The organism is Rhodococcus sp. AW25M09 (genome assembly GCF_000333955.1).
Classification (GTDB): Bacteria; Actinomycetota; Actinomycetes; order Mycobacteriales; family Mycobacteriaceae; genus Rhodococcoides.
This window is the reverse complement of record NZ_CAPS01000020.1, coordinates 66497-90569: the sequence shown is the minus strand read 5'-3', so window position 1 is coordinate 90569 and position 24073 is coordinate 66497. Positions and strand designations below refer to the sequence as shown.

Below are 24073 nucleotides of genomic sequence, written 5' to 3'. Positions count from 1 at the left end.
CGATCCGGTGTGCACCGATTCCGACCATCGCGGAGGTGACACCGGGCGAACGCCAGACGGCCACGGCTCCCGATTTCAGCCCGGCAGCAACATCTTTGACAGGACGATCGTTCCGACTCTCGGTGCCCGGGCCGAGTGAACGCGGTCGAAACCGTGCCGCCGCGAGAGCCCCGACGACCGATCCGGTGGCGGACAGACCCACCGCGATACCCGACCCCAGGTCGCCTGCACCTACGACGCTGATCACCGTGACAGCGAGGCCGGCACCGGCGGCAGCGAAGCCGGAACCGATGGTGGCCAGAACCGAGTTCATCGGCACCAACCACGACGGCCGCACCACGTGGGGCAGCGACGCCGAGGCACCGGCGAGCACGAATCTGCTCAGCCCGACGGTCGCCAACGCCAACAGCAACAACGGTGTCGCGGACACTCCGGCGCAGAGCATGACTGCCGTCACCAGGATCAGGACGATGCGAACTATATTGGCCCACAGTAGTACCGATCGTCGATCCCAGCGATCGAGCAACGCCCCGGCAAACGGTCCGACGAGGGAGTAGGGCACGAGCAGCACCGCAAACCCTGCCGCGATCTCGGCCGGATCGGTCGCGCGCTCGGGATTGAACAGGATGGCCCCGCTGAGTGCGGCCTGGAACACCCCGTCGCCGAACTGGCCGGCGAACCGGACGGTGGTGAGCTTGCCGACGCCGGGTGACTGACGTAGTCGGGAACTGAACGATGCGTCGGTCACCGAGGTAAGTCTAGTTGCCGATCGGCACCGCCGGCTGCGAACTCTTCCACCACGCGATCGTGTCGGCGGTCCCGTCGGCGAGCGAGGTCGGCCCCCTCCCGAGAATTGCCTCGCTGCGGCTCGAATCGAGGACGAAGGGGTAGCGGAACTGATAGAGGGTGTCGCCTAGTTCCTTCATCGGGCCCGGCACGACGCTCAGCGCCTGCATCACCCAGGCCGGAACAACGCCGACTTTCGGAGTCGGCAAATGGGCTGCCGCGGAGTACATCTCGATCATCGCCCGCTGCGATACCGCAGGAGCGGTAGGCGCATGCAGGACGGTGTTCCACATCGACGGTGACGCGGCGGCGGTGATCATCGCGGCAGCGAAGTCCGGGACGTAGGTGAAGGAGTGCGGCAGGTCTGCGGCAGCGATGACGCGGATCGTCTTACCGGCCAGCAGTGGCGTGATCACCCTCTCGCCCATGTGCGAGATCGTCACGCGCGGTCCGTAGAAGTCCGAGGCCGCGATGCTGACGGTGGGCGTCGAATGTCGGTCCCTGGCCGCCAGCAGCTGTGTTCGCACGCCCAGCTTGCGGAAAGTAGCCTCTCGGGGCGAGTCCTCACTGATCGGTCCGTCGACCCTGCCGTAGGCGTACAGACTTTCGGGGAACACGACGACCGTGCCCGCGGCCGCGTCGAGCACTCGCTTCTCCATTGCTTCGAGCTTCTCGCGCCACACCGTGTTCTCGTAGGCGACATGTGCGCAGTGGTAGACGGCGGTGGCCCCGTCGAGGTGCGGACCCAGGTCATCGGATTCGATGTCCACCGATCGCCGCTCGACCATCGGTCCCTCCGGTCCGCTGCCGGATCGAGTGAGTACGCGGACCGAGTGCCCCAGTGCGGCAAGCTGTTCGGCGACCGTCCATCCGACGGGTCCGGCTCCGATGACGACGTGTAGTTCATTCATGATTGCTCCATTCGATCGATACGAGAGCGATGCTCTCTGATGTGACCAGTGTGCACCCGTCCGTCGAATAAAGCAAGAGCAGTGCTCTCTTGAAAGAGCAGCAGTTACTATCAGTGGCATGTCGAGCACCCCCCGTACCCGAGCCCGCGCTCAGACCCTGGCCGACATCACCCGGATCGGACGCGAACACCTGGCCGCCGACGGCGCGGCCGCATTGTCGCTGCGCGCCGTCGCGCGGGATCTCGGGGTCGTGTCCTCGGCGGTGTATCGATACGTCTCCAGCCGGGACGAATTGCTGACTCTGCTCGTCGTCGACGGCTACACCGAGCTCGGGGACACCGTCGATGCGGCGGTGGACGCGGCCGACGGACCCAAGCAGAAATTTCTGGCTCTCGGCCGGGCGGTGCGTCAGTGGGGATTACGAGAGCCCGCGCGATACGCCCTGCTGTTCGGCAGCCCGGTACCCGGCTACAACGCGCCGGCCGAGCAGACCACCGGGCCGGGAACCCGGGTGATCACCGCGTTGGTGACCGTCCTTCACTCCGCGTGGACAACCAGTCGGCCGGACGTGGAAGCCGATTCGCCGGAGTTGGCGTCGTTGCACACCAGCTTCGAGGAGATCCGCCAGGAAATGGGGACAGACCTGCCCGACGAGCTCATGGCTCTGGGCGTGATGGTGTGGGCGTCGCTGTTCGGTGCGATCAGCTTCGACGTGTTCGATCAGTACGGTGCCACGACCTTCGCCAGCAGGGACGATCTGTTCGAGTATCAGTTGGGAATTCTGACGAAGATCGCGGGGCTGGAGTAGGACTGAGGCGGGAGTGGAGCCTGCGGAACGACCCATGAGGACTGGCCGTATCGCTTGCGCCACATCCGGCGGTGCACGGTGCCACAATGGCTAACGTGGCAGCGCATGCGGAGGAACCCGAGGACCAGACGGCATCGGCCTTGCGCGATGTCCGACCAGGCAGTCTGTTGGTGTCGTCGACCGACCTCGTCGAGCCGACGTTTCGCCGCACCGTCATCTACATCATCGAACACAACGACGCGGGCAGCCTCGGAGTCGTCATCAATCGCCCCAGCGAGACCGCAGTGCACAACGTACTGCCCAACTGGTCCGAATTGGCGGCCGCGCCGCGGGCGCTGTACGTCGGCGGCCCGGTCAAGCGGGATTCGGCTCTGTGCTTGGCGACGCTTCGCACCGGAGCCTCGATCGACGGTGTTCCCGGACTGCGTCGCGTCGACGGCCGGGTGGTGATGGTCGACCTCGATTCCGATCCGGCCGACATCGAGCCACTGGTCGATGGAGTGCGAATTTTCGCCGGGTATTCGGGCTGGACGTTCGGCCAACTCGAAGGCGAACTCGACCGCAACGACTGGATCGTGCTGTCGGCCTTGGCATCCGACGTGATCGGACCGCCGAGGTTCGATCTGTGGGCGAATGTGTTGCGTCGACAGCCGATGCCGTTGGCGTTGCTCGCGTCTCATCCGATCGACGTCGACCGAAACTGAGAGCGGCTGCGCCGCACGTGCGCGGAACTTCGTAGCAGGGGTCGAGCTTCCGCTCACGACCCAGGACGCACCTAGTGCGAGAAAGCCCGCGCGGTCGAATGTCCACCTGACTTCAGGCCGTCGATCACCTCGTCGATGGCATTGCACAGCAGCCGTCCGAGATCTGCGCTGAAGCCCTCTCGTACCACGATTCTGAGGACGGCGACGTCGGTTGCGTTGTCGGGCATCGTGTATGCCGGTACCTGCCAGCCGCGGGCGCGTAGTTCGTGGGAGACGTCGAAGACGGTGAAGTCGCAGTGTTCTTTCAGCTTGAACGCGAGCACGGGGATGGCCGAACCGTCGGTGATCACCTCGAAATCGTCATGTGTGTCGAGGTGCTTGCTTATGCGAACCGCGGTGTCACGCAACGCTGACATGATTCCGGTGTATCCGGCCCTCCCCAGTCGCAGGAAGTTGTAGTACTGACCGATCACCTGGTTGCCCGGCCGCGAGAAGTTCAGCGTGAAGGTCGGCATGTCGCCGCCGAGGTAGTTCACACGGAACACGAGATCGTCCGGCAGATCCTCTGCTGTTCGCCAGACGGCGAATCCGATTCCCGGGTAGGTCAATCCGTATTTGTGTCCACTGACGTTGATGGATCTGACGCGGGGTAGGCGAAAGTCCCATTCCAGTTCCGGGTCGAGAAACGGCACGACGAACCCGCCGCTGGCCGCGTCGACATGGACCGGAACGTCCGGTCCTCCCGAGGTGGCGACGTCGTCGAGCATCGCACAGATTTCCTGTACCGGCTCGAGCTCGCCGGTGAAGGTGGTGCCGAGAATGGCTACGACACCGATGGTGTTCTCGTCCACCGCGTCTCGCACCTGCTCGGCAGTGATGACGTAGCGGCCGCGTTCGACCGGTAAGTACTTCGGCTCGACGTCGAAATAGCGGCAGAACTTCTCCCACACCACCTGAACATTGCTGCCCAACACTAGGTTCGGGGCACCGGTTCCGGTTTTCTTGGCACGCCAACGCCACTTGAGTGCCAACCCGGCCAGCATGACGGCTTCACTGGATCCGATGGTCGAGACGCCGGTTGCCGACGCCGGATCGTCCGGGTCGAGACCGGGCGCGTGGAACAGATCGGCGACGATGTTGACGCATCGTTGCTCGATGGCGGCGGTGGACGGGTATTCGTCCTTGTCGATCATGTTCTTGTCGAAGGTCTCCGCCATCAGCTTTTCGGCCTGCGGATCCATCCAGGTGGTGACGAACGTCGCCAGATTGAGGCGCGAACTGCCGTCGAGCATCAGTTCGTCGTGAATGAAGCGGTAGGCGGCGTCGGGGTCGAGTTGGTCTTCGGGAAGCCTGAGAGCCGGAACAGGATCGGTGCCCAGTCGTCCGGTATAGGCCGCAGAAACGACTCCGTCGGTGTGAATGTTTCTCGTCATCGTCTTCTCCCGATTGCCGTCGACTCCGAATCCAATCTAGCCCGCTACCCGGCCACCGGGATCGGTTCCGCTTCGGGCCGCCCCGCGAAATGCTGAGCGATCACCGTGCATACCATCAGCTGGATCTGGTGGAACAGCAACAGCGGCAGCACGATCAGGCCGACGGGTTGTTCGACGAACAGGACTGCGGCGATCGGCAATCCACTGGCCAGGCTCTTCTTGGATCCGCAGAACAGCAGCACCAGCCGATCCTCGAGAGGAAAACCGAACAACGTGCCCGCGTACCAGGTGATCGTCAACACCACGGCGAGCAGAAGGACACACACTGCGACGACGATCCCGATGCGCCACACGGCCACCGAGGACCAGACATGGTGGTTCATCGCCTCACTGAACGCGGCGAAGACGACCAGCAGGATCGACCCACGATCGGCGATCTTCGCGGGTGCACTGTGTCGGGTCAGCCAGCCCGTCACCCACGGTCGAAGCAGCTGGCCGACGGCAAAGGGAAGCAGAAGTTGGGCGACGATGCGCAGGATCGAGCCGGGGTCGATGCCGGCCGAGCCAGTGGTGGTCATCAGCGCGATCACCAGCAGTGGGGTGACGAACACTCCGATGATGTTGGAGAACGACGCGCTCACCACGGCGCCCGCCACGTTGCCTCGGGCAATGGAAGTGAAGGCGATCGACGATTGCACGGTGGAAGGAACCAGGCACAGGAACAGCACGCCGGTGTAGAGGTCGTCGCTGAGCAGGCTGGGTTCGAGGACGCGCAGCGCCAGTCCGAGCGCGGGGAAAAGTAGATATGTCGACGCCAGGATCACCGAGTGCAACCGCCAGTGCTTGATGCCTTCCCAGGCGTCGCGCGGTGACAGTCGTGCGCCGTAGATGAGGAACAGCAGTCCGATGGCGATGCGCGTGACCCAGGTGAGAACGTCTTCTGCTGTTCCGGTTGCCGGGAAGATGCTTGCCAGTACTGCGACCGTGATGATCCCCAACAGGAATGGATCGAGCACGGTATCCCGCAACAACTTCACGCCGCTAACTTAATCCACTGCGGAGTTCCTGGTACCGGCGGTCAAGGTGTTGAGCGTGCCTGCGATTTTCTCTGCAGCGTCGGAGCCGATGGTGAGCCGGTCACCGTTGGCAAAAGTGACGAAGGCCGCCGGACCGGTCTCGGTGGCGACGGCGTAATTTCCGCGCCCCTTCACTCGCAGGCCCCACCCGCCGAAGTCCTTGGCCGGGTTCACCGTGCGCACCGAGGCCCCGGTGATCTCGTCGATGTCGTAATCGAACGCCGCCATCCCGAGGCTCGAAACGTAGAGCCCGTCTTGGTCGATGTGCACGGTGAAGCGCAGCAGCGACAGAGTCAGAATCGTCAGGGGCACGAACAGGAAGATCGGCCACAGTGACCCGGACAGGTAGCAGGTCAGCGCAGCAGCGGCCAACGACACCACCATCACAGTGATACCGGCGACGCGACTGGCACCGACGCGGACCACCAGGGGCAACTCGGCGCTACAGCGTGGCAGATCGGTGTGCGGCACACACGTGGCGACGACGCGTTCACGGTGGTCCCGCAACCGCGATGCACCGAACAACCCACCGGCGAACCCGACGACGGTCCCGGCTGCGATGGCCCAGCCGGGGATGGTGACGCTCTGGCCGGACGTCAGATCCAACTCCCGCGTCAGGGTGGCGATCTGCAGAACGCCGATCATCCCGACGACGGTCAGCCCGATGATCAGCATCGTTCGACGCATGATCAGCAGTACCCGGGCCAGCGACGCGACAGCGCTGCACCCGCCGCCCACCAGCACGATGACGATCGCGAGAGTCCAGGTGTTGGAGAGCGGATCGGCCAGATCATCCGGCTCGGTGCCGCTGAAATGCGTGGCGACCTGGTCCGGTAGTCGGCCCTGCCACAGGTGGGCCAGGACGAGTCCGAGGGCGGCGACCACCAGCGGTACGAGAACACCGAACATCACGCCGGCAGGATCGAACGTACGTGCAGATCGCGTCTTCATCCGATCAGCTCGGCTGGCAGGCGTCCTTGAGGCTGCACGAGATGCACGAGTGCCCGCATCCGTCCGCCTCGGCGGGCGCTGGGACGGCGGCTGCGGCGCGGGCCCCGATGGATCCTCCGGCTGCAGCGATGAACAACGCGGCCAGCAGGGCAATCACGACGCCGACGACGGCGATGATGCCGCTCAAAGCGAGAGCAGCTACCGCGCCGATGGCCAGTACCAGCGCCGATGCGGCGGTGGTGGGCCCGGCGACGCGATTGGCGAGGGTGAACGTCTCGTCGTCGCGCATGGCCTCGGGGGTGCGGACACCGGCGAAACGGTTACGTGGCAGCCGCCCGAGCAACGACAGGGCAGCGACAGCGCCGACGACGAGGGCGAGCACGAACAACACAACCGAGACGATGACCACTTCGCCAGGATACGGCGCAGTGAGGTCCTGGTACCAGGCGGGCCGCGTCACACTTTAGGCTGGTAGGTGTGACCGATTCCGTTGAAGCACCCACCGAGTCCGCTCCCGAGTACCGCTACACCGCCGAACTCGCCGGGCGTCTCGAGGAGCAGTGGCAGGACCTGTGGGAAACCCAGGGCACCTTCGACGCGCCCAACCCGGTCGGAACGCTTGCCGGAGAGCTCCCGAAGGACAAGCTCTTCGTCCAGGACATGTTCCCGTACCCGTCGGGCAGTGGGCTGCACGTCGGTCATCCTCTCGGCTACATCGCCACCGACGTCTTCGCGCGCTATCACCGCATGCAGGGCCGCAACGTGCTGCACGCGCTGGGCTACGACGCGTTCGGTCTGCCTGCCGAGCAGTACGCCGTGCAGACGGGCACGCATCCGCGCAGCACCACCGAGGCCAACATCACCAACATGCGACGCCAATTGCGCCGCCTGGGTCTCGGTCACGACCGGCGGCGGTCCCTGGCGACGACGGACGTCGACTTCTATCACTGGACGCAGTGGATCTTCCTGCAGATCTTCAATGCCTGGTTCGACGCCGACCTCGGGAAGGCCCGGCCCATCTCGGAACTGGAGGCTGCCTTCGCCTCGGGTGAGCGCACGCTGGGCGACGGCCGCTCCTGGGAATCGCTGACCGTCGGTGAGCGCCGCGAGGTGATCGACGGATTCCGTCTGGTGTACGAGTCCAACTCGATGGTCAACTGGTGCCCCGGTCTGGGTACTGTGCTGGCCAACGAGGAGGTCACCGCCGACGGGCGCAGTGACCGCGGAAACTTCCCGGTGTTCCGAAAGAACCTGCGGCAGTGGATGATGCGCATCACCGCATATTCCGATCGACTGGTCGACGACCTCGAATACCTGGACTGGCCGGAGAAGGTCAAGACCATGCAGCGCAACTGGATCGGGCGCTCGCGCGGTGCGCAGGTCTCGTTCTCCGGTATCGAGGTGTTCACCACTCGTCCCGATACGCTGTTCGGCGCGACCTACGTAGTGCTCGCCCCCGAGCACGAGATGGTCGACGGACTGGTTGCTCCCGAGTGGCCGGCCGATGTATCGGACAAGTGGACCGGAGGGGCCGCTACCCCGGCGGAAGCCGTTGCGGCATATCGCGCGTCGATCGCGGCCAAATCCGATCTCGAGCGTCAGGAGAACAAGGAGAAGACCGGCGTCTTCATCGGGGCCTACGCCACGAACCCGGTCAACGGCGAGCAGGTGCCGGTGTTCATCGCCGACTACGTGCTGACCGGCTACGGCACGGGCGCGATCATGGCGGTCCCCGGGCACGACGCCCGCGACTGGGAGTTCGCGACGGCATTCGGTCTGCCTGTGCGCGAGGTCATTTCGGGCGGAGACATTACCGAGGCAGCGCACGTCGGAGACGGTGAGCTGGTGAACTCGAGCTTCCTCGACGGTCTGCCGGTCGACGAGGCCAAGGCGGCCGTCATCGCTCGATTGGAAGCAGACGGCACCGGACGCGGCACCATTCAGTACAAGCTGCGCGACTGGCTGTTCGCCCGTCAGCGTTACTGGGGTGAGCCGTTCCCGATCGTCTGGGACGCCGAGGGCAACCCACACGGACTGCCCGATTCTGCTCTGCCGGTGGAACTTCCGGAGGTCGAGAACTACGCACCCGTCTCGTTCGACCCCGACGACGCAGGTTCCGAGCCGTCCCCGCCGCTGGCCAAGGCCACCGAATGGGTCGACGTCGAGCTAGATCTGGGCGACGGGCTGCAGACCTACACTCGCGACACCAACGTCATGCCACAGTGGGCCGGCAGTTCCTGGTACCAGCTGCGCTACATCGATCCCACCAACTCCGAGGCCTTCGCCGACCCGGAGAACGAAAAGTACTGGGTCGGACCGCGTCCGGAGATCCACGGACCCAACGATCCGGGCGGGGTCGATCTCTACGTGGGTGGCGTCGAGCATGCCGTGCTGCACCTGCTGTACTCGCGCTTCTGGCACAAGGTGCTGTTCGATCTGGGTCACGTCAGCTCCAGCGAACCGTACCGACGGCTGTACAACCAGGGCTACATCCAGGCCTACGCCTACACCGATGCGCGCGGGGTCTATGTACCCGCAGCGGAGGTCGTCGAGCGCGACGGTGGACACTTCTACGAGGACCAGCCCGTCAACCGTGAGTACGGCAAAATGGGTAAGTCCCTGAAGAACTCGGTCTCCCCCGACGAGATCTTCGCCGAATACGGTGCCGACACCCTGCGCGTCTACGAAATGTCGATGGGCCCGTTGGACACCTCCCGCCCCTGGGCGACCAAGGACGTCGTCGGCGCGCAGCGATTCCTGCAGCGCGTGTGGCGACTGGTGCTGGACGAAGTGACCGGCGAGGTCCGCGTCACCGATGCCAAGCCCATGGAGGACACGCTGCGGGTACTCAACCGGGTGATCGACGGTGTGCACGCGGATTACGCTGCGCTGCGCGACAATACGGCCGGTGCCAAGTTGATCGAGCTGACCAACCACATCACCAAGGCCTACCCCGACGGTGCGCCGCGCGGGGTCGTCGAGCCGCTGATTCTGATGCTCGCTCCCCTGGCCCCGCACCTGTGCGAGGAACTGTGGGGCAAGCTCGGCCACGAGAAGTCGTTGGCGCACGGGCCTTTCCCGCGCGTGGAGAAGAAGTGGCTCGTCGCCGATACCGTCGACTACCCCATTCAGGTCAACGGCAAGGTGCGTAGTCGCATCACTGTCTCTGCCGATGCGACGAAGGACGACGTGGAGAAGACTGCACTGGCAGACGAGAAAATCGTGGCGCTGCTCGACGGCAAGGCTCCGACCAAGGTCATCGTGATCCCGGGAAAAATGGTGAACATAGTTCTGAAGTAGTGCGGCTCCGCCGCAGTGTGCGGTTGAGTGCCCCAGGGGGCACTTGTTCACACCACTGCGCGCAGCGCACTATGGAGATCATGTCGCCATCCGAACCGGAGATCCCGGGTAGTCCCGTGGGTCGCCGCGTCGTGCTGGGATTGCTCGCGGCGGGCGCCGCAGGGATCATCGGTGGTGGCGCGATCCAGAAGGGTCTCGCGTCCGTACTCGGACCCATCGGAAATCACGACCCGACCGGCTTGATCGGGTTGATTCCCGTCGGGAACAATTTTCGGTTCTACTCGGTGACGCAGGGCGCACCGCGCAAGGACGAGCGCTCGTACGCCCTGACGGTGGGCGGCTCGGTGGGCACTGCTCGAACGTTGAGCCTGCAGGATCTGCGTGCGATGCCCCAGGTGTCGCTGGTCCGAGACTTCCAATGCGTCACCGGTTGGCGGGTTCCGGAGGTGCCCTGGAGCGGAGTTCGCCTGGCCGATGTGCTCGACGCCGTTGCGCCCACTGCGTCAGCCACGGCGGTTCGCTTCACCTCGTTCGACGGCACCTACACCGAGAGTCTGACGCTCGAGCAGGCGCGCAGCGAGGATGTGCTCATCGCGCTGACCATGCTCGACGCCCCGGTGACGCACGATCACGGTGGGCCGGTCCGGCTGTTCGTGGCCTCGATGTACGGCTACAAGAGCATCAAATGGCTCGGCGGCATCGAGCTGACCGACAACGTGGTGCCGGGTTATTGGGAGAATCGTGGATACGACATCGACGCCTTCGTCGGCGAATCCAACGGGCGCAACGATGACCCGACGAGCTGACGACCGCGCCCGGTTCGGCAGGGTGGAACGGTACGTCCACTGGGCAGTCGGAATCTTGGTCATCGTCTGCATGGTGACCGCCGCGTTTCTCTACATCGGCTCGCTCGCGGTACTGGTCGGCAATCGCCCGGTGGTCGAATTCGTGCACGTGTGGTCGGGATTTCTACTGCCGATTCCGTTGATCCTCGGTGTGTTGTCGAGAGGGTATCGACTCGACCTGAAGCGACTCAACAGATTCGTCGCCGACGACTGGAAGTGGTTGCGCTCCAAGGCCCGACGCATCGGCGCTATCGGCGTCGGCAAGTTCAATGCCGGTCAAAAGCTAAACGGGGCGCTCAGCGGCGGGTCGATTCTGGTGCTGTTGCTCACCGGTGCGGTGATGTATTTCCAGAATTGGAGTCCGCTGAACTGGCGCATCGGCGCGACGTTCGTCCACGACTGGTTCGCCCTCGGGTTCGGCCTGCTCGTCATCGGACACATCACCTACGCGTGGAAAGACACCGAGGCGATGCGCGGAATGACGGAGGGAGTCGTGACGCGAGAGTGGGCACAGCACGAGCATCCAGAATGGGTGGAGGATCGCCGGGACGGGTGAATTCTCAGCGAACCCTTGTCGCGACGCCCGGCATCAGCACTCGCAGCACATCGGCGACAACCTCGACAGCCGTTTCGGCCGGACGCGTCAGGCATCGAAACAGGACGTTGTTGGTCAACATGATTGCTGTCTCGATTGTCGGAGCATCGTCGCTGAACACGCCTGCCTCGCGTCCACGTTCGAGGATGGGGACGACGGCAGACGGCAGGTAGAGGTTCTCCATAACGGTGGTGACAGTGCTGGGCTGTTGGAACCGCTCGAAGCTCAGGGCGAGCAGCATCCCGGAACTCATGGCACGGTTGTCGATGACGAACTGCCCCAGCACAATCAGGGTGCGTTGCAAAGCAATGGTGGGTTCGATGCCGAGGCGCTCATCGGCTCCACGTAATCGCACGACGCGATCGAATTTCGGTTTCAGTGCGGCGACGATGATGTCGACCTTGCTCGGGAACAATCGTCTAAGGTCGTCTGTGCGGATCCGTGCGGCCGCTGCTATGTCGGCGAGAGTGACGAGAAAATAGCCGTTATCGGCGAACAGAAGTTCCGTGGCCGCGATGACGTCGGCCTCGATGTCGGGCCGCAGAGCGTCCGAGCTGTCGGCAGGATCAGCCGGTTCGGGTTTCGATGCTTGTCGATCGGAATGCAGTGGATCGATCGCCCACCGGAGGATCGATGTGGTCGCTGCGGCGATGTCGTCCCCGGAAACGGAACCGGGAGTCAGCATTTCTCGTAGTGCGAGTCCGTCGAGCAACGATCCGAGGACGGTGGTGAGGGATGTCAGCGACATCGGTTGGCGGACAGACCCACCCTTGGCTTGGATTGCCTGACCGATCACGGTGCGCAGGTCGGTATCCAGTCGCTCGAATTTTGGGGTTACAGCTTTACGGGCCCCGTCGTGGTCGGTGGCGAGCAAGGTGGCGATCAGACGGCGCCGCATCAGGCCGGAGGTCAAGTCGTCGAACAATGCGGCCACCGGTGCGGCGGCGTCTCGCACGTTTGCCGGCGGTTCGGTGGGTGCGGTTCCGCTGTAGTTCAGGGTGAAGTTGTCGAGAAGATCTGCGACGAACGCTTCTTTACCGCCGAAACCACCGCTCCGGGAGTTGCCGGGGTAGGTGTTGTGGAAGGTCTGATGTGACAGTCCGGCACCGTCGACGACTGCGGAGATGGACAGCGATCGGGCGAGATCGGTCATGTCGACTTCGCTCAGAAGCCGGTAGCCGGCATGCAGAAATTGTTCGCGCGGCAGCGGCTTGGGGTTCAACGTCAACCGCCTTCACTGAACTGCACAGCACTTGAATGGACAACGAACTATAGCAATTCGGTGACCGAACCCGCTTGGTTCAGTGTGCACTACATTCATGTGTAGTGATGTGTGCACTACATTCATGTGTAGATGAAGCAATCAAATTGACTATCGCCTCCAATGTGTTTGTGTTGCAGGAGATTCAAGGGCTGTGGTCAGATGCGCACCGGCTGTAAGGCAGGTATCGCAAGGAGGTCCAGATGGTATTGATCGATCATCGACCCCACGTACGACCGCGAGTATCGGTGGCTAACACCGCCCGCTCGCCTCTCGGCGCAAGGACTCTCGGTGCACGCCCCACCCCGTCACCCTCGCGGCCGGTACCGGTGTACCCCTCACCCGGACTGACCGAGCGTGAGGTCTCGGTCCTCAGGGCCTGGTTGGACTGCGACTCCAAAGTCGAAGTCGGTGCTCGCACCGCACCGTCAGAAGTCTTGACGAGCTCGCCGAGTTTTCTCGTTCGACCGCGGCGACATTCCGCGGTATCCATGTCCGCCTTGTGCCCCATCGCGGTCGGGTGCTAGGAGCTTCCTGCGGCCGTCAGAGAGGACCGGATCGTCGGCATTGGTTACGTGAGCGGGGCACAGCTGGGAGGGGCTCGCAATTTGGGGTCGAGTGGGCCGGGGCGGCGAGCGGCCACGTCAGTGAACTTCCGCCGTCAGTGGCCGCCGGCGCGCCGACGCACACCGTCCATCAGTAGATCGAGCATGCGGTTGGCCTGCGGTCGCTGGTCGGTCGACCCTGATGCGAGTAGGACACCGGCCAAACTCGCGACGACGTCCTCGGCACGTACGTCCCCGCGGAGCGTGCCCTTCTCGACCCCGGCCGCGAGCAGTGTCGCAACAGCGGCACCCAGGCGCTGCCGGGTGTCCGACGAGGTGATCGCGCCGGAGGCGAGCACCGTCGCCAAGGTCTCGGCCATGCCTCGTTTCGTACTGACGAAATCGGCGTACCGCCCCATCCAGGCACGCAGAGCAACGTCCGGTGGCAAATTCTCGAGCAAGTCCGCTGCGCCGTCGCACAACCGCGCCAGTTCGCTGCGGTAGACCGCCTCGATGAGTGACTCCCGCGACGAGAAGTTTCGGTAGAGCGTCCCGATACCTACCCCGGCGTCCTTCGCTATCGCTTCGAGTGTCCAGTTCGAGTCGTGTGCAGTGAACGCGGCAAGTGCCGCATCGATCAGTCGCTGACGGTTCAGTCGGGCGTCGGCGCGGACCCCGGGTGACTTCTCGTTCATGCGGAGGCTCCTCCGTTTCGCTATTCTGGATACGAACGGAGGTTCCTCCGTTTAATCGATGAAGATATCAGGAGACCAACGATGAAGGATCTGGACAGTTCGGTGTCAGCGTCTGCGCGGGGGTTTCTCGCTGGACGCAGTGTGCACAGAGTCGGCTACGGTGCCATGCAGCTGGCGGAACGGGGCAATCGTCCGCCGGTCGGCACAGACGAGGCGGTGGCGCTGTTGCGTCGGGCGGTCGAGCTGGGCGTCGATCACATCGATACCGCCGAGTTCTACGGCGACGGGGTAGCCAACGAGTTCATCCGAACCGCGCTGCATCCCTACTCGGATGACCTCGTATTGGTGAGCAAGGTCGGGGCCCAGCGACTTCCCGACGGGACGCTGGTGCCCGCGCAGAAGCCGAGTGAACTCCGCGCCGGAGTGGAGGCCAACCTGCGCAGACTCGCTGTTGAGCGCGTGGCCGTGGTGAACCTGCGGCGCGTCGACGGCGGTCCCGGCATCGTGGCGACCGGCGATCAGATCGTCGACCTGGACAGCCAGCTCGCCGAGCTCATCTCCCTGCGCGACGAGGGAAAGATCGGCGGGATCGGGTTGAGCAACGTCGACCTCGGGCAGCTTCGTCACGCGATGCCTGCCGGCATTGTCTGCGTCCAGAACGTTTACAACCTTCTCGACCGCACCCACGAAGTCTTGCTTGCCGAGTGCCGCGAGCACGACGTGGCCTTCGTGCCCTTCTTCCCGCTCGGCTCCGGCTTTCCCGGGGCACGCCGGGTGACGGAGGATCCTGCTGTCGTCGAGACGGCCGATCGGATGGGGACGAGTCCGGCGCAGGTCGGGTTGGCTTGGCTGCTGGCGCACGCGCGCGAGATCCTGCTCATCCCCGGGACCGCCGATGTCGCGCACCTCGAACTGAACATTGCCACAGGTGATCTCGTCCTCGACGACGCGGCGCTGAGACGGCTCGACTCGGTGTCTGCATGACGGAGGCACGGATGCGCGGACCGACGCCACGAGGCAGGCGGTTTCGACCCGCTTTCCCTGTGGGATGACCCCGGGCATCCGCGGGGGTGCTCTACCGCATGGTCGGTGAAGGAGCCCAGTCCTGCAGGGCCCTTGTTTCAGCCGCTATCCGGCGACTTCCTGACGGCGTCGCCCCTGCGCGAAGGAGGCCGGGTCTTTCACGTAGGGGTTGACAGCCAAGGGGATCGACTCGAAGGAGCTCCCTCCCCCCGTATATCGACCCGCTTGTTCATCAGTGGGATCAACGCTGCTGCGGCCTGTTCGCTGGCCACAATGCGCAACGGGACTGCGTAGAGCTCGAGCATTTACCCCATCGTCGAAAATGGTTGACGTGGTTACCGCCGATGTGGCTTTGTGTCTGGGAGATGGCCAGCAGTACCTTCTTGTAGTCCGAGGCGCACGAGACTCTCGCCATCGCGATGAACCGACTCGGTGGGCGCCGCGGGCGCTCGTCATCGCACCGGTCCACCGGAAGTAGTTTCCTCGCCATCAGGTGATTGGTCGCCCACCAAACGGGTAAGCCCCACGTGATCGACTCTGTTCGGAAAAACGGTGGCAAGGAGATTTAGATGGTATCGAAGTCCAGCGAGCCCATGGTTCCCGGCGTTCCCACGAGCACGTCCCCCGCCTACGACGAACCGACGACTCCCACCGGCCCGCCACCACCCAAGCCCGATCAGGGTGGGCCCGACACGCTTACCCCGACCGGAGTGCAGACCGGTCAGCCGCCCGAGGCCGTCGGCCAGCAGGGAGAGTTTCTCACCACCGCGCACGGTGCCCGACTGGTCGATTCGGACCACTCTCTGCGTGTCGGCCGACGCGGCCCGACGCTGTTGCAAGACCATCACCTGCGGGAAAAGATCAGCCACTTCGACCACGAACGGATTCCCGAGCGAGCCGTTCATGCTCGAGGGGCCGGTGCTCACGGGGTCTTTGTCGGCAACGGAGCGGCGAAGGACATTTGCCGTGCCGCATTTTTGGCGGACGGTGTGCAGACGCCGGTGTTCGTACGCTTCTCCACCGTGCTGGGCTCGCGGGGTTCGGCCGATCTGGCGCGCGATACCCGCGGATTCGCGACCCGTTTCTATACAGACGAGGGCAATTACGACCTCGTCGGCAACAACATTCCGGTGTTCTTCATTCAGGACGGCATCAAATTTCCCGACGTCGTTCACGCTGCCAAACCACAGCCCGACCGTGAGATACCGCAGGCCCAGTCGGCGCACGATACGTTCTGGGATTTCGCATCCCTGCACACCGAAGCCCAGGCCCACACCATGTGGAATATGTCCGACCGCGGATTACCCCGCTCGTACCGGACGATGGAGGGCTTTGGCGTTCACACCTGGCGTCTGGCCAACGCCGACGGCGAGACCGTGCTGGTCAAGTTCCACTGGAAGCCCCGTCAAGGCGTGCACTCCGTGACGTGGGAAGAGGCGCTGCTGTCCAACGGCTACGATCCCGACTATCACCGACGCGACCTCGCCGACGCCATCGAAGCCGGCGCGTACCCGGTGTGGGACCTCGGTGTGCAGGTCATGCCCGACACCGAAGACGAGACGTTCGACGGCATCGACCTGCTCGACCCCACCAAGTTCGTCCCCGAAGAACTCGCGCCGGTTCAAATCATCGGCACCATGACCCTCAATGCGAATCCGACAAATTATTTCGCCGAAACCGAACAGGTCGCATTCAACCCGTCGAACCTCGTCGGCGGTATCGACGTCACGAACGATCCGTTGTTGCAGGCTCGGCTGTTCTCCTACCTGGACACCCAGATCACACGCCTCGGCGGGCCCAACTGGAATCAGATTCCGATCAACCGTGCCCATGCGCCGATAAACGACATGCTGCGCGACGGTATGCATCAGGATGCGGTCCACGGCGGCGCCGCAGCGTATCGGCCCAACAGTCTGGACAACGGTTGCCCGTTCGTCGCCGGCAGCAACGACCACCCGTATGTCGACTTGCCCGTCGCGGTCAGCGCCGCGAACAAGGAGCGAGCGCATCCTGCCTCGTTCGATGACCATTTCAGCCAGGTCACGTTGTTCTACCGGTCCCTTTCTCCGATCGAACAGGACCACGTGGCCGCCGCCTACACCTTCGAGTTGTCGAAGTGCTACGAGCAGGTCATCCGCGAACGGCAACTGCAGGCGCTGGCCAACATCGACACCGATCTGTGCAAAAAGGTCGCCGACGGTCTCGGCCTCACTCCGCCGAAGCCAACGGTGCCGGCCGCTGAGCACGGTTCCAGCGATGCTCTCACCCAGCTCGGTAAGACGTGGCCCGTCGCCGGTCGGCAGATCGGCATCGTCGTCGGCGAAGATGTCGACCAGGCCACCGCTGCCGCAATTGGGCAAGCTATACGTGCCGCCGACGTGGTTCCACTGATTGTCGGGCCGCACGGTGGGGTCATCGGCGATCTCGTCGTCAACCGCACCTACGCGAATGCGGCGTCCATCGAATTCGATGCGCTGGTGCTGGTTGGGGACCTACCTGCGGCCCCCGATGCGATGGTCTCCGGTGACGCAAAAGCCGGAGCCGGAGCCGGTACGTCGAGCAGCGACCCCCGAGTCGTCAAGTTGGTCGGCGAAGCGTGGCGGCACTCGAAGGCAATCGGTGCCGTCGGCGACGGCGGCGACGGCGGTGCGCTGGCCGATGCCGGGGTCTCGGCCGACGGGGCGGGAATAGTCGTCGGATCTGCGAAAACGGTGGCGGCGGAACTGCTGGATCTTCTCGGTAGTCACCGAGTGTGGGAACGATTCCCCACCAGCGTGGAAGTCTGACCGACGCGTTCACCGGTGCGGCCAACTTCGAGGCTCGCTCGTGTACCCGACGGTCAGATGGCGCTGGCCAAGTCAGCCGGCCGGCCACAGCGGTCCGCAGGGCTGCACGGTTGTCAGCCAGCACCCTTTCGCCGCTGCGCACCGCGTGCGCGGTGCGCAGCGGCCATCCACTCCATGATGAACTCGTAAGGCCAGGTGCGTACGGGCGCCGCGGCGGCGACCCGAGTTGGCGTACCGGGAATTCGACTGAGCGTCAACACATTTCTACTCCGGTCGCCGGGTTCTGCACGACCTGGTGTGACTTCCCGGCCGATCGTCACAGCTGCCGACCGCGTTCCGCTTTTTGAGTTATTTCCACAGTTGTAGAAAATCGCACGGATAGCAACAGAGCCGGTTGGCGGCGGGTCAGCGTCGATCGAAAATCGCGGCACCGCGTAACGTCACGCCAGCGCGAGGCGCCGAATCGGAAGTGGGTCACCGACTTCACGTAACCAGAACGTGGGCGGGGTTCGTCTACGTGGCATTCGTCATCGACTGGCTCTCCCGAGCGATCGTCGGTTGGCACGCCTCGACGGTCAAAGACATCACTATGGTCATGACGGCGCTGAAGATGGCCCTCTGGCGACGAGATCCCGGTGGACACCGCGTCGGCTCGGGACTCATCGATCACAGCGACGCCGGCAGCCCAGTACGCCTCGATTGCTTTCGCGGAAACGCTTGTGCTCGAGGGTATTGCGGCATCGATCGGAAGTGTCGGAGATGCCTACAACAATCCGGGCTCGCACGCAGCTACGGAGAGTTACTGACATTGCGCATCGCCAATGGCGTCGGAGCTTCGGTATACGCGGGACTGGGCATCGCCGCTGCCAGCATCTGGTTCGTCGGCCGCGCGCACCCGCTTGCCCTCGGAATCGTCTCTGCCGCATTCGGTTTGGGAGTTGCAATCGGGCTCTACACCTGGGTGGGCCTGGTCTCCGCGTCGGATTGGCGGACCGGGGTAGCCCCCTCCAGTTCCGAGGAAATCGGCACCAAAGACTCGGCCGATCGTCCCCCCAACAACACGTGATGAACCGGGGCAAGTAGTCGGGCGATATGGGCCCCGAGGCCGCGGCTTGCTCCGGTCACCAACGCAGTACGAGTCATGTAGTCAGGCTAATCAAAACGTCAGCCCCGCCGCGGCGGGGCTGGCTGATGTCATGCCATGTGCCGGAGGGAGTGGCGACGGCGATCGGTGAGCCCGGAGTAAGCCCTCGTTTCTTGTCAGGTTAGGTTTACCTCATGTCAAACGATGCCGAGGATCGGCTGCGGCGCGCACTGTCCGCTGCGGGATCCGAGGGCAACTTTTGGGAACGAGTTGCCCGCGCGGGCACCCCGTGGATCGATGAGACCGCCGACGGACAGGTGGAGATGACGCTGCTGCACCGCCACGAGGACACCGACATTCCGTTCCGGGTGTACGTCGACGCCGGGTCGCTCACCGATCATCATGCGCCGGCGCTGGCGACGATGACACGCGTCGAGGACACCGACATCTGGTTCTGGTCGACGCTGGTGACGCGAACGTGGCGAGGGGCTTACCGGTTCATGCCGGTTGCCGAAGATGTCGTGGACGAGTTCGATCCGCCCGGCATCACCGAAACTACCGCGGGGGTTCGTTCCCGCTTTCTCGGTTTGCTCGACCATGCTGTTGCCGACCCGTTCAACCCTCGCAAGCTCGACCGTGCGTCGCTGGCGGAAATGCCGGACGCTCCGCTGCAGCGGTGGTGGAACGACGACGACTCCGAGACTCCGGGCAAAGTCCGGGAAAGCCTTTGGGAGAGCCAGCTGTTGGGCAATGTGCGCAGCGTATGGATACACGAGGCCGGGTCGACACCGGCGTTGCCTGATCGCCCCTTGGTGGTGATTCTCGATGGCCGGCAGTGGATCGAACAGCACCCGTTGGCACCAGTTCTCGATCGCGCGGTCGCTGCGGGCGCTATGCCGCCCGCGGTGGTGGTGTTCGTCGATTCACTCGATTTTCAGACGCGGGGTCGAGAGTTGCCGTGTAGTACCGCGTTCTGGGAAGCGATGATCGGTGAACTGATTCCCCAGGTCGCGGAGCACACACCGTGCACCTGCGACCCGCGCCGGACAGTAGTGGCCGGTCAGAGTTACGGCGGTCTCGCCGCGGTGTTCGCTGGGCTCGAATTTCCGGAGCGGTTCGGGCTCGTGTCGAGCCAGTCGGGGTCGTTCTGGTGGCCGGTGATGTCTCACGCAGATCAGATGGGCCCACCCGGCGGCCGTATCGCTGAACTACTCCGCAACACCGAACCCGTACCCAGCATGACTGTTGCGATGACGGTTGGTCGACACGAGGGTGACATGCCGGCGCACAACCGCGCCGTCGCAGAACTCCTCCGCGAGCGCGGCTCCGCGGTCACGTTCGACGAATTCAACGGCGGACACGAATGGGTGTGTTGGCGAGGCGAATTGGTGGAATCGTTAATTGCACTGTTGGCATAGCGCGCACGAGGCTTTCCCTGATGGGCGGCTGAGAACTTGTACGCACACCACCTAAGAAACGGAAAAAACATGTCACTCCGCACAACATTCCGCTCGGCCGGCGCATTGTCCGTCGCCGCCGTGGTCTCGATCACCGTAATCGGCTGTGGGTCTTCGGAGCCGGTCGAGACGAACACCGCAGGAGAGACGCCGACCACCAGTTCGTTCCCGTTGACCGTGCAGCACATGTACGGCGAAACAATCCTCGACGCCATGCCTGAACGTGTCGCTACCTGGGGGGCCAGCGCGACCGACGCGGTGCTGGCGCTCGGCGTCATGCCAGTGGCGATTCCCTCGACCACGTACGGCGGCGGAGACGATCTGATGTACCCGTGGATTGCGGACGCGATCGATGAAATGGGCGGGCCGACACCGGCATTGATGGACGATGTTCTGGGTCCGCTATCCGTGGAGAAGCTGCTCGCGGCGGATCCGGATGTACTGCTGGCTCCACATTCCGGCCTTACCGAGTCCGAGTACGACGCGGTGACCGCTGCCGGAATTCCGGTGATTGCACCGCCCGAAGAACTGTGGTCGACGCCGTGGCGCGACGCCATCACCATCACCGGCGAGGTCCTCGGCCGCACCGAGGAGGCGCAGACGCTCGTCGGCGAGCTCGACCGGCAGGTCATCGATGCAGGACAGGCGCACCCGCAGTTCGCGGACAAAACCATCGCGTACGTATCCGAAGCCGAAAACGTCTACTACCTTCTGTTGCCCTCCGATCCCCGTGTCGAATTGCTGGAGAACCTCGGATTCACTTCCGATCCGTCGGTGACCGAGCTGGCCAGCGGTGACTCGACGTTCTCCACCATCGTCTCGCCGGAGAACATCTCGCGCATCGACGCCGATGTCGTCTTCACCCAGGTCGACACCGACCAGGCGCTGCAACAATTGCTCGACTCCGCGCAGTCTCGGCAGATTCCCGCCGTCGCGCAGGGTGCCGTGGCCGGTTTCGTCGGCCAGGAAGCCGGCGCGGCCATCGGACCGACAGCGTTGGCGATCCCGTTCTTCCTACCCACCCTCCTCGACGGGCTGAACCAAGCCGTGGAGATCTCAGAACGCTGATTCGTGAAACCTGCCGGACGCGTGGTGAATCCATCCACATCGATCGAGGACGGCCCTCGATTCCGCGCACCCCGCACTGGGACGCGGGTCGGGCGGAGAATCGCTGCCGTCGCCACCAGGCTGCCGAACCACCCCGAGTGTGCTGTTCCCCGGACCGAACCACAGCGTTCGCTGCGGAAATGCAGTGACCATCCCGGCGTCATCGAGTCCGCGCTTCACCGCTGTTGCCACGGCATTTCGCACCTGCCATCGCGAGGCAATGTCGGATGCGTGCCAGTAGCGCACGGCGCAGTTGATCGAGGATTCACCGAAGCTGTCGATCCACACCTCGGCACCTGGATGGGCGGCAACTCCGTCGGCTCGATGGCAGGCTTCGAGCAGAACCTCGCGGGCACGGTCGAGATCGGTGTCGTAGGTGACCAATTCGACGGTCCGGAGATTGACATCGATCACAGTGCCCTCGAAGTCGCCACTGCTGATCTGATCGCGAATCCGAAAGGGCCGACGTATCTAAAGTAGCACTCCCGCAATGAAATACTGCAGAATATTCTGGGTCGCGCATGCCAATGCGATACCACCGACACCCAAAGCGCCGAGCAGCGGACCGATCCGCACATTCACGGCACCCAGTACGTAGACCAAGCCGATAACCACAACGGCGACGCTGAGGAATCGGCCGATCAATCGCCCGGCGTTGCGGTCGGCGTCGCCCCGATCGATGATGCGAACGGAGAGTCGGAGTCGACGAACGGCGAAGGCCGCCACGAACGTGACTACCAGCAGCGCAGCAGCCCACCCGACGCCGGTGAGAGATCCGGGGTTTCAGCCGGCAAGTGAACCACCGAAGATCTGCCATGCGAGCGCCGACTTCGCTACCAGACTGAGCACCAGGTAGGCCTTTTCTCCGTACGCGTACTCGGCCCACTTACCGATGCGTCGGTACTGGAGCCACTGGTTCAGCGCGAAACTCACGAAGAACACGAACAACGAGACGATGATGCCCCACACGAAACCGGGGAGCTGGCCGCTACTTGCCGAGCCGATCAAATTGATGATGATCGCCACCCACGGCGCCGCACCGGCGACACACCCGAACCAGAACGGCAGCATGGTCGTCTCCGCGCGGCCGGGCGGGTTCATTACTTCTTGTAGCCATCCGAACAGAATCATTGCTACGTTCGCGCCGATGATCAACACCACCGAGGAGATGCCGGTAATGCCGGTGTAGAACGAAATCAAAATGATCATGATCGTGGCACTGACGGAGTATTCGATCCACCGGAACCGGTTCAGGCCTTCGCGAAGATCGGTCTCGTAGCGATCGCGAAGCACGGTGGCAGTGAGGAGATGGTCGAGTGCGGCGAGCGCGAGGAACACAGCGATCGCGACGGAGATCCGAACGTCGAACAACGCGTCGGGGGCGGACGCCGGCGCACCCGGCGGGCCCGTCGGGAACGCGGACGTGACGGTAATTGCGAAACTGCCGCCCAGCACGAGTATTACGACGGCCTGGACCGCGTGTAGAACGGTCAGACCGATGCTCCATTTTCGCAACCCGGGCAAGCTTGCGTCGCTGACTGCGCTGGTGTTCATGACGGTTTGATGCCCCGAATGCCCGAAACCAAACTTGGTCGCATGGCGGACCACCGGGGACGTCCGTATGGGCGAGATCCACGCAGAAAACGGCCAGGGATTCGGCAGGTAGATCCGATGCTCATCGGACCACTCGCCAGGGGGTCAGTGCGTCGACGCGGGTCCGCTCTACTACGAGGAACAGGCTCCCGATCGAGGCAGAAGCCGATGACGGAGGGGGTCGCGATGTAGACGGAGCGTATCGAGAGCAGCAGGACTGGGAGAACGATGATCTCGCGTCGAAATCACTCAGTCTTATGGTCACGTCGTACGGAGGAGTGACTGGGCATTGTCTCCGCCGCAGCTATGCGTAGTTGCAGCTGTCTCGTGGTCTTCAAGTGCGAACGGTGCGCTTATCACAGTTACCGCACCGTCAAGATATGTTGACGCTCTGGTCTGTGTTCTGACGCTCGTACGTTCTGCGACTGCGCGCTGATGCTTTATCGTCTCGCGTCGTGACTGGTGATGCTTTTCGAGTTGAACGTGCCCATGCTGGTGCAGCTGATCTATCTGTAGTGGCTCAGTGGTATCGAACGCCGGAGGTTAGACAGTGGATGAGTGAGTTCGACTTCGAATGTTTCGCAGGGGGACTCGACACCGTCGGAAGTGCAAGCGATGGCGGCCACAGATTGCGGCTGGGAAGCTACGCCTGGATTGGATATGACGGCGGCGACCCAGTCGCCTTCGTAGGAGGCGAATTACGTCGGAGGTTGGCGGGGCGGACCCTGATGGTGGGTGGCAACGCCCATGTCCCTGATGTCGACGGCCCGGCCTCGTTGGGTGTGATCTGCGCAGTGGCAGCTGGTCGTCGTGGACAGGGGTTCGGACGCCGCACCATGCATGCGGTCCTCAGCGTTCTGCCCACAATGGGCACCGATGCCCACACGGTGGAATGTTCGGTCGACATCAACAACGATGCCAGTCTGGCGCTGTTCAGGTCGATGAATGAATTCACTGAGGACGCAACGTCTTCGACGGGCATCGGCTTTCGTCATCAGATCTGTTCACATCGAGGTGACCTTACGGATCTTATGGACCGCTGCACTCGGAACACCGGGTAGCCAGCAGGATCCGGCCGCCTAACCAACACGGGAGCTAGGGCACTTCAGGTCC

20 protein-coding genes and 3 pseudogenes are annotated in these 24073 nt (G+C 63.7%); 11 read left to right on the top strand and 12 right to left on the bottom strand.

The window, feature by feature from the left end; all coding sequences use genetic code 11:
• Together RHODMAR_RS04085 and RHODMAR_RS04080 are read right to left on the bottom strand one after the other, a co-directional pair.
• Positions 1-748, bottom strand: a pseudogene (locus tag RHODMAR_RS04085) (hypothetical protein); the annotation flags it as partial.
• Positions 749-758: 10 nt separating this feature from the next.
• Positions 759-1697 carry an NAD-dependent epimerase/dehydratase family protein gene (locus RHODMAR_RS04080; RefSeq protein ID WP_008711557.1) on the bottom strand — a complete coding sequence of 313 codons (939 nt, stop codon included), beginning with the start codon at positions 1695-1697 and terminating at the stop codon, positions 759-761.
• A 118-nt stretch (positions 1698-1815) separates the two neighbouring features.
• Between RHODMAR_RS04080 and RHODMAR_RS04075 the strand changes: the two genes are divergently transcribed.
• Positions 1816-2505 (top strand): TetR/AcrR family transcriptional regulator, encoded by a 690-nt coding sequence (locus RHODMAR_RS04075; RefSeq protein ID WP_008711554.1) that lies wholly within the window; start codon positions 1816-1818, stop codon positions 2503-2505.
• An 86-nt stretch (positions 2506-2591) separates the two neighbouring features.
• On the top strand, positions 2592-3209 hold the full coding sequence (locus tag RHODMAR_RS04070; RefSeq protein ID WP_042937897.1) for a YqgE/AlgH family protein: 618 nt from the start codon (positions 2592-2594) through the stop codon (positions 3207-3209).
• A gap of 71 nt (positions 3210-3280) precedes the next feature.
• Here the strand turns inward: RHODMAR_RS04070 and RHODMAR_RS04065 are convergent, their stop codons facing one another.
• Genes RHODMAR_RS04065 through RHODMAR_RS04050 form a run of 4 tightly spaced genes read right to left on the bottom strand, consistent with a single transcriptional unit; the run spans position 3281 to position 7078 of the window.
• Positions 3281-4642, bottom strand: coding sequence for a glutamate decarboxylase (locus RHODMAR_RS04065; protein ID WP_008711549.1), 1362 nt, complete (start codon positions 4640-4642; stop codon positions 3281-3283).
• Between the two features lie 44 nt (positions 4643-4686).
• Positions 4687-5679 (bottom strand): bile acid:sodium symporter family protein, encoded by a 993-nt coding sequence (locus tag RHODMAR_RS04060; protein WP_008711547.1) that lies wholly within the window; start codon positions 5677-5679, stop codon positions 4687-4689.
• Between the two features lie 9 nt (positions 5680-5688).
• Positions 5689-6669, bottom strand: a complete 981-nt coding sequence (locus RHODMAR_RS04055; RefSeq protein WP_008711545.1) for a DUF1648 domain-containing protein — start codon at positions 6667-6669, stop codon at positions 5689-5691.
• A 4-nt stretch (positions 6670-6673) separates the two neighbouring features.
• Positions 6674-7078: an SdpI family protein gene (locus tag RHODMAR_RS04050; RefSeq protein ID WP_042937921.1), complete on the bottom strand. Its 405-nt coding sequence runs from the start codon at positions 7076-7078 to the stop codon at positions 6674-6676.
• Between the two features lie 68 nt (positions 7079-7146).
• Between RHODMAR_RS04050 and leuS the strand changes: the two genes are divergently transcribed.
• From leuS to RHODMAR_RS04035, 3 genes are all read left to right on the top strand, one after another.
• Entirely contained in the window at positions 7147-9969 is a 2823-nt protein-coding gene (leuS, locus tag RHODMAR_RS04045) for a leucine--tRNA ligase (RefSeq protein ID WP_008711541.1), read from the top strand.
• A gap of 80 nt (positions 9970-10049) precedes the next feature.
• A complete protein-coding gene (locus RHODMAR_RS04040) occupies positions 10050-10775 on the top strand; it encodes a molybdopterin-dependent oxidoreductase (protein WP_008711540.1) in 726 nt (241 codons plus the stop codon).
• The gene (locus RHODMAR_RS04035) at positions 10759-11370 is read left to right on the top strand and encodes a cytochrome b/b6 domain-containing protein (RefSeq protein ID WP_042937895.1); all 612 of its coding nucleotides are present in this window, start codon (positions 10759-10761) and stop codon (positions 11368-11370) included. Before RHODMAR_RS04040 ends, RHODMAR_RS04035 begins: the two co-directional genes overlap by 17 nt.
• 4 nt (positions 11371-11374) lie before the next feature.
• On the opposite strand, the gene RHODMAR_RS04030 is transcribed toward RHODMAR_RS04035, so the two are convergent.
• Together RHODMAR_RS04030 and RHODMAR_RS04025 are read right to left on the bottom strand one after the other, a co-directional pair.
• Positions 11375-12631, bottom strand: a complete 1257-nt coding sequence (locus tag RHODMAR_RS04030) for a hypothetical protein (protein ID WP_042937894.1) — start codon at positions 12629-12631, stop codon at positions 11375-11377.
• Positions 12632-13331: 700 nt separating this feature from the next.
• Positions 13332-13910, bottom strand: coding sequence for a TetR/AcrR family transcriptional regulator (locus RHODMAR_RS04025; protein ID WP_008711533.1), 579 nt, complete (start codon positions 13908-13910; stop codon positions 13332-13334).
• Positions 13911-13991: 81 nt separating this feature from the next.
• Here RHODMAR_RS04025 and RHODMAR_RS04020 point away from each other — a divergent pair, with 81 nt between their 5' ends.
• From RHODMAR_RS04020 to RHODMAR_RS28915, 3 genes and pseudogenes are all read left to right on the top strand, one after another.
• Positions 13992-14894 carry an aldo/keto reductase gene (locus tag RHODMAR_RS04020; protein WP_008711531.1) on the top strand — a complete coding sequence of 301 codons (903 nt, stop codon included), beginning with the start codon at positions 13992-13994 and terminating at the stop codon, positions 14892-14894.
• 608 nt (positions 14895-15502) lie between these two features.
• Positions 15503-17719, top strand: a complete 2217-nt coding sequence (locus RHODMAR_RS04015; RefSeq protein ID WP_008711529.1) for a catalase — start codon at positions 15503-15505, stop codon at positions 17717-17719.
• Between the two features lie 458 nt (positions 17720-18177).
• Positions 18178-18492, top strand: a pseudogene (locus RHODMAR_RS28915) (transposase); the annotation flags it as partial.
• Between the two features lie 220 nt (positions 18493-18712).
• On the opposite strand, the pseudogene RHODMAR_RS28910 reads toward RHODMAR_RS28915, so the two are convergent.
• Positions 18713-18862 (bottom strand): annotated as a pseudogene (locus RHODMAR_RS28910) (short chain dehydrogenase); the annotation flags it as partial.
• 135 nt (positions 18863-18997) lie between these two features.
• Between RHODMAR_RS28910 and fes the strand changes: the two are divergent.
• A complete protein-coding gene (fes, locus tag RHODMAR_RS04000) occupies positions 18998-20221 on the top strand; it encodes an enterochelin esterase (RefSeq protein WP_008711526.1) in 1224 nt (407 codons plus the stop codon).
• Positions 20222-20290: 69 nt separating this feature from the next.
• Entirely contained in the window at positions 20291-21328 is a 1038-nt protein-coding gene (locus tag RHODMAR_RS03995) for an ABC transporter substrate-binding protein (protein WP_008711524.1), read from the top strand.
• On the opposite strand, the gene RHODMAR_RS26850 is transcribed toward RHODMAR_RS03995, so the two are convergent.
• From RHODMAR_RS26850 to heR, 3 genes are read right to left on the bottom strand one after another with little or no spacing between them, the layout of a single operon-like run.
• Complete coding sequence (locus RHODMAR_RS26850; RefSeq protein ID WP_081605890.1) at positions 21317-21838, bottom strand: mechanosensitive ion channel family protein; 522 nt, start codon at positions 21836-21838, stop codon at positions 21317-21319. The genes RHODMAR_RS03995 and RHODMAR_RS26850 overlap by 12 nt on opposite strands.
• The gene (locus RHODMAR_RS03985) at positions 21839-22093 is read right to left on the bottom strand and encodes a mechanosensitive ion channel (protein ID WP_008711521.1); all 255 of its coding nucleotides are present in this window, start codon (positions 22091-22093) and stop codon (positions 21839-21841) included.
• A 57-nt stretch (positions 22094-22150) separates the two neighbouring features.
• The gene (gene heR / locus RHODMAR_RS03980) at positions 22151-22921 is read right to left on the bottom strand and encodes a heliorhodopsin HeR (RefSeq protein ID WP_042937892.1); all 771 of its coding nucleotides are present in this window, start codon (positions 22919-22921) and stop codon (positions 22151-22153) included.
• A 593-nt stretch (positions 22922-23514) separates the two neighbouring features.
• Here heR and RHODMAR_RS03975 point away from each other — a divergent pair.
• Positions 23515-24021 carry a GNAT family N-acetyltransferase gene (locus RHODMAR_RS03975; RefSeq protein ID WP_008711518.1) on the top strand — a complete coding sequence of 169 codons (507 nt, stop codon included), beginning with the start codon at positions 23515-23517 and terminating at the stop codon, positions 24019-24021.
• Positions 24022-24073 lie beyond the last annotated feature (52 nt).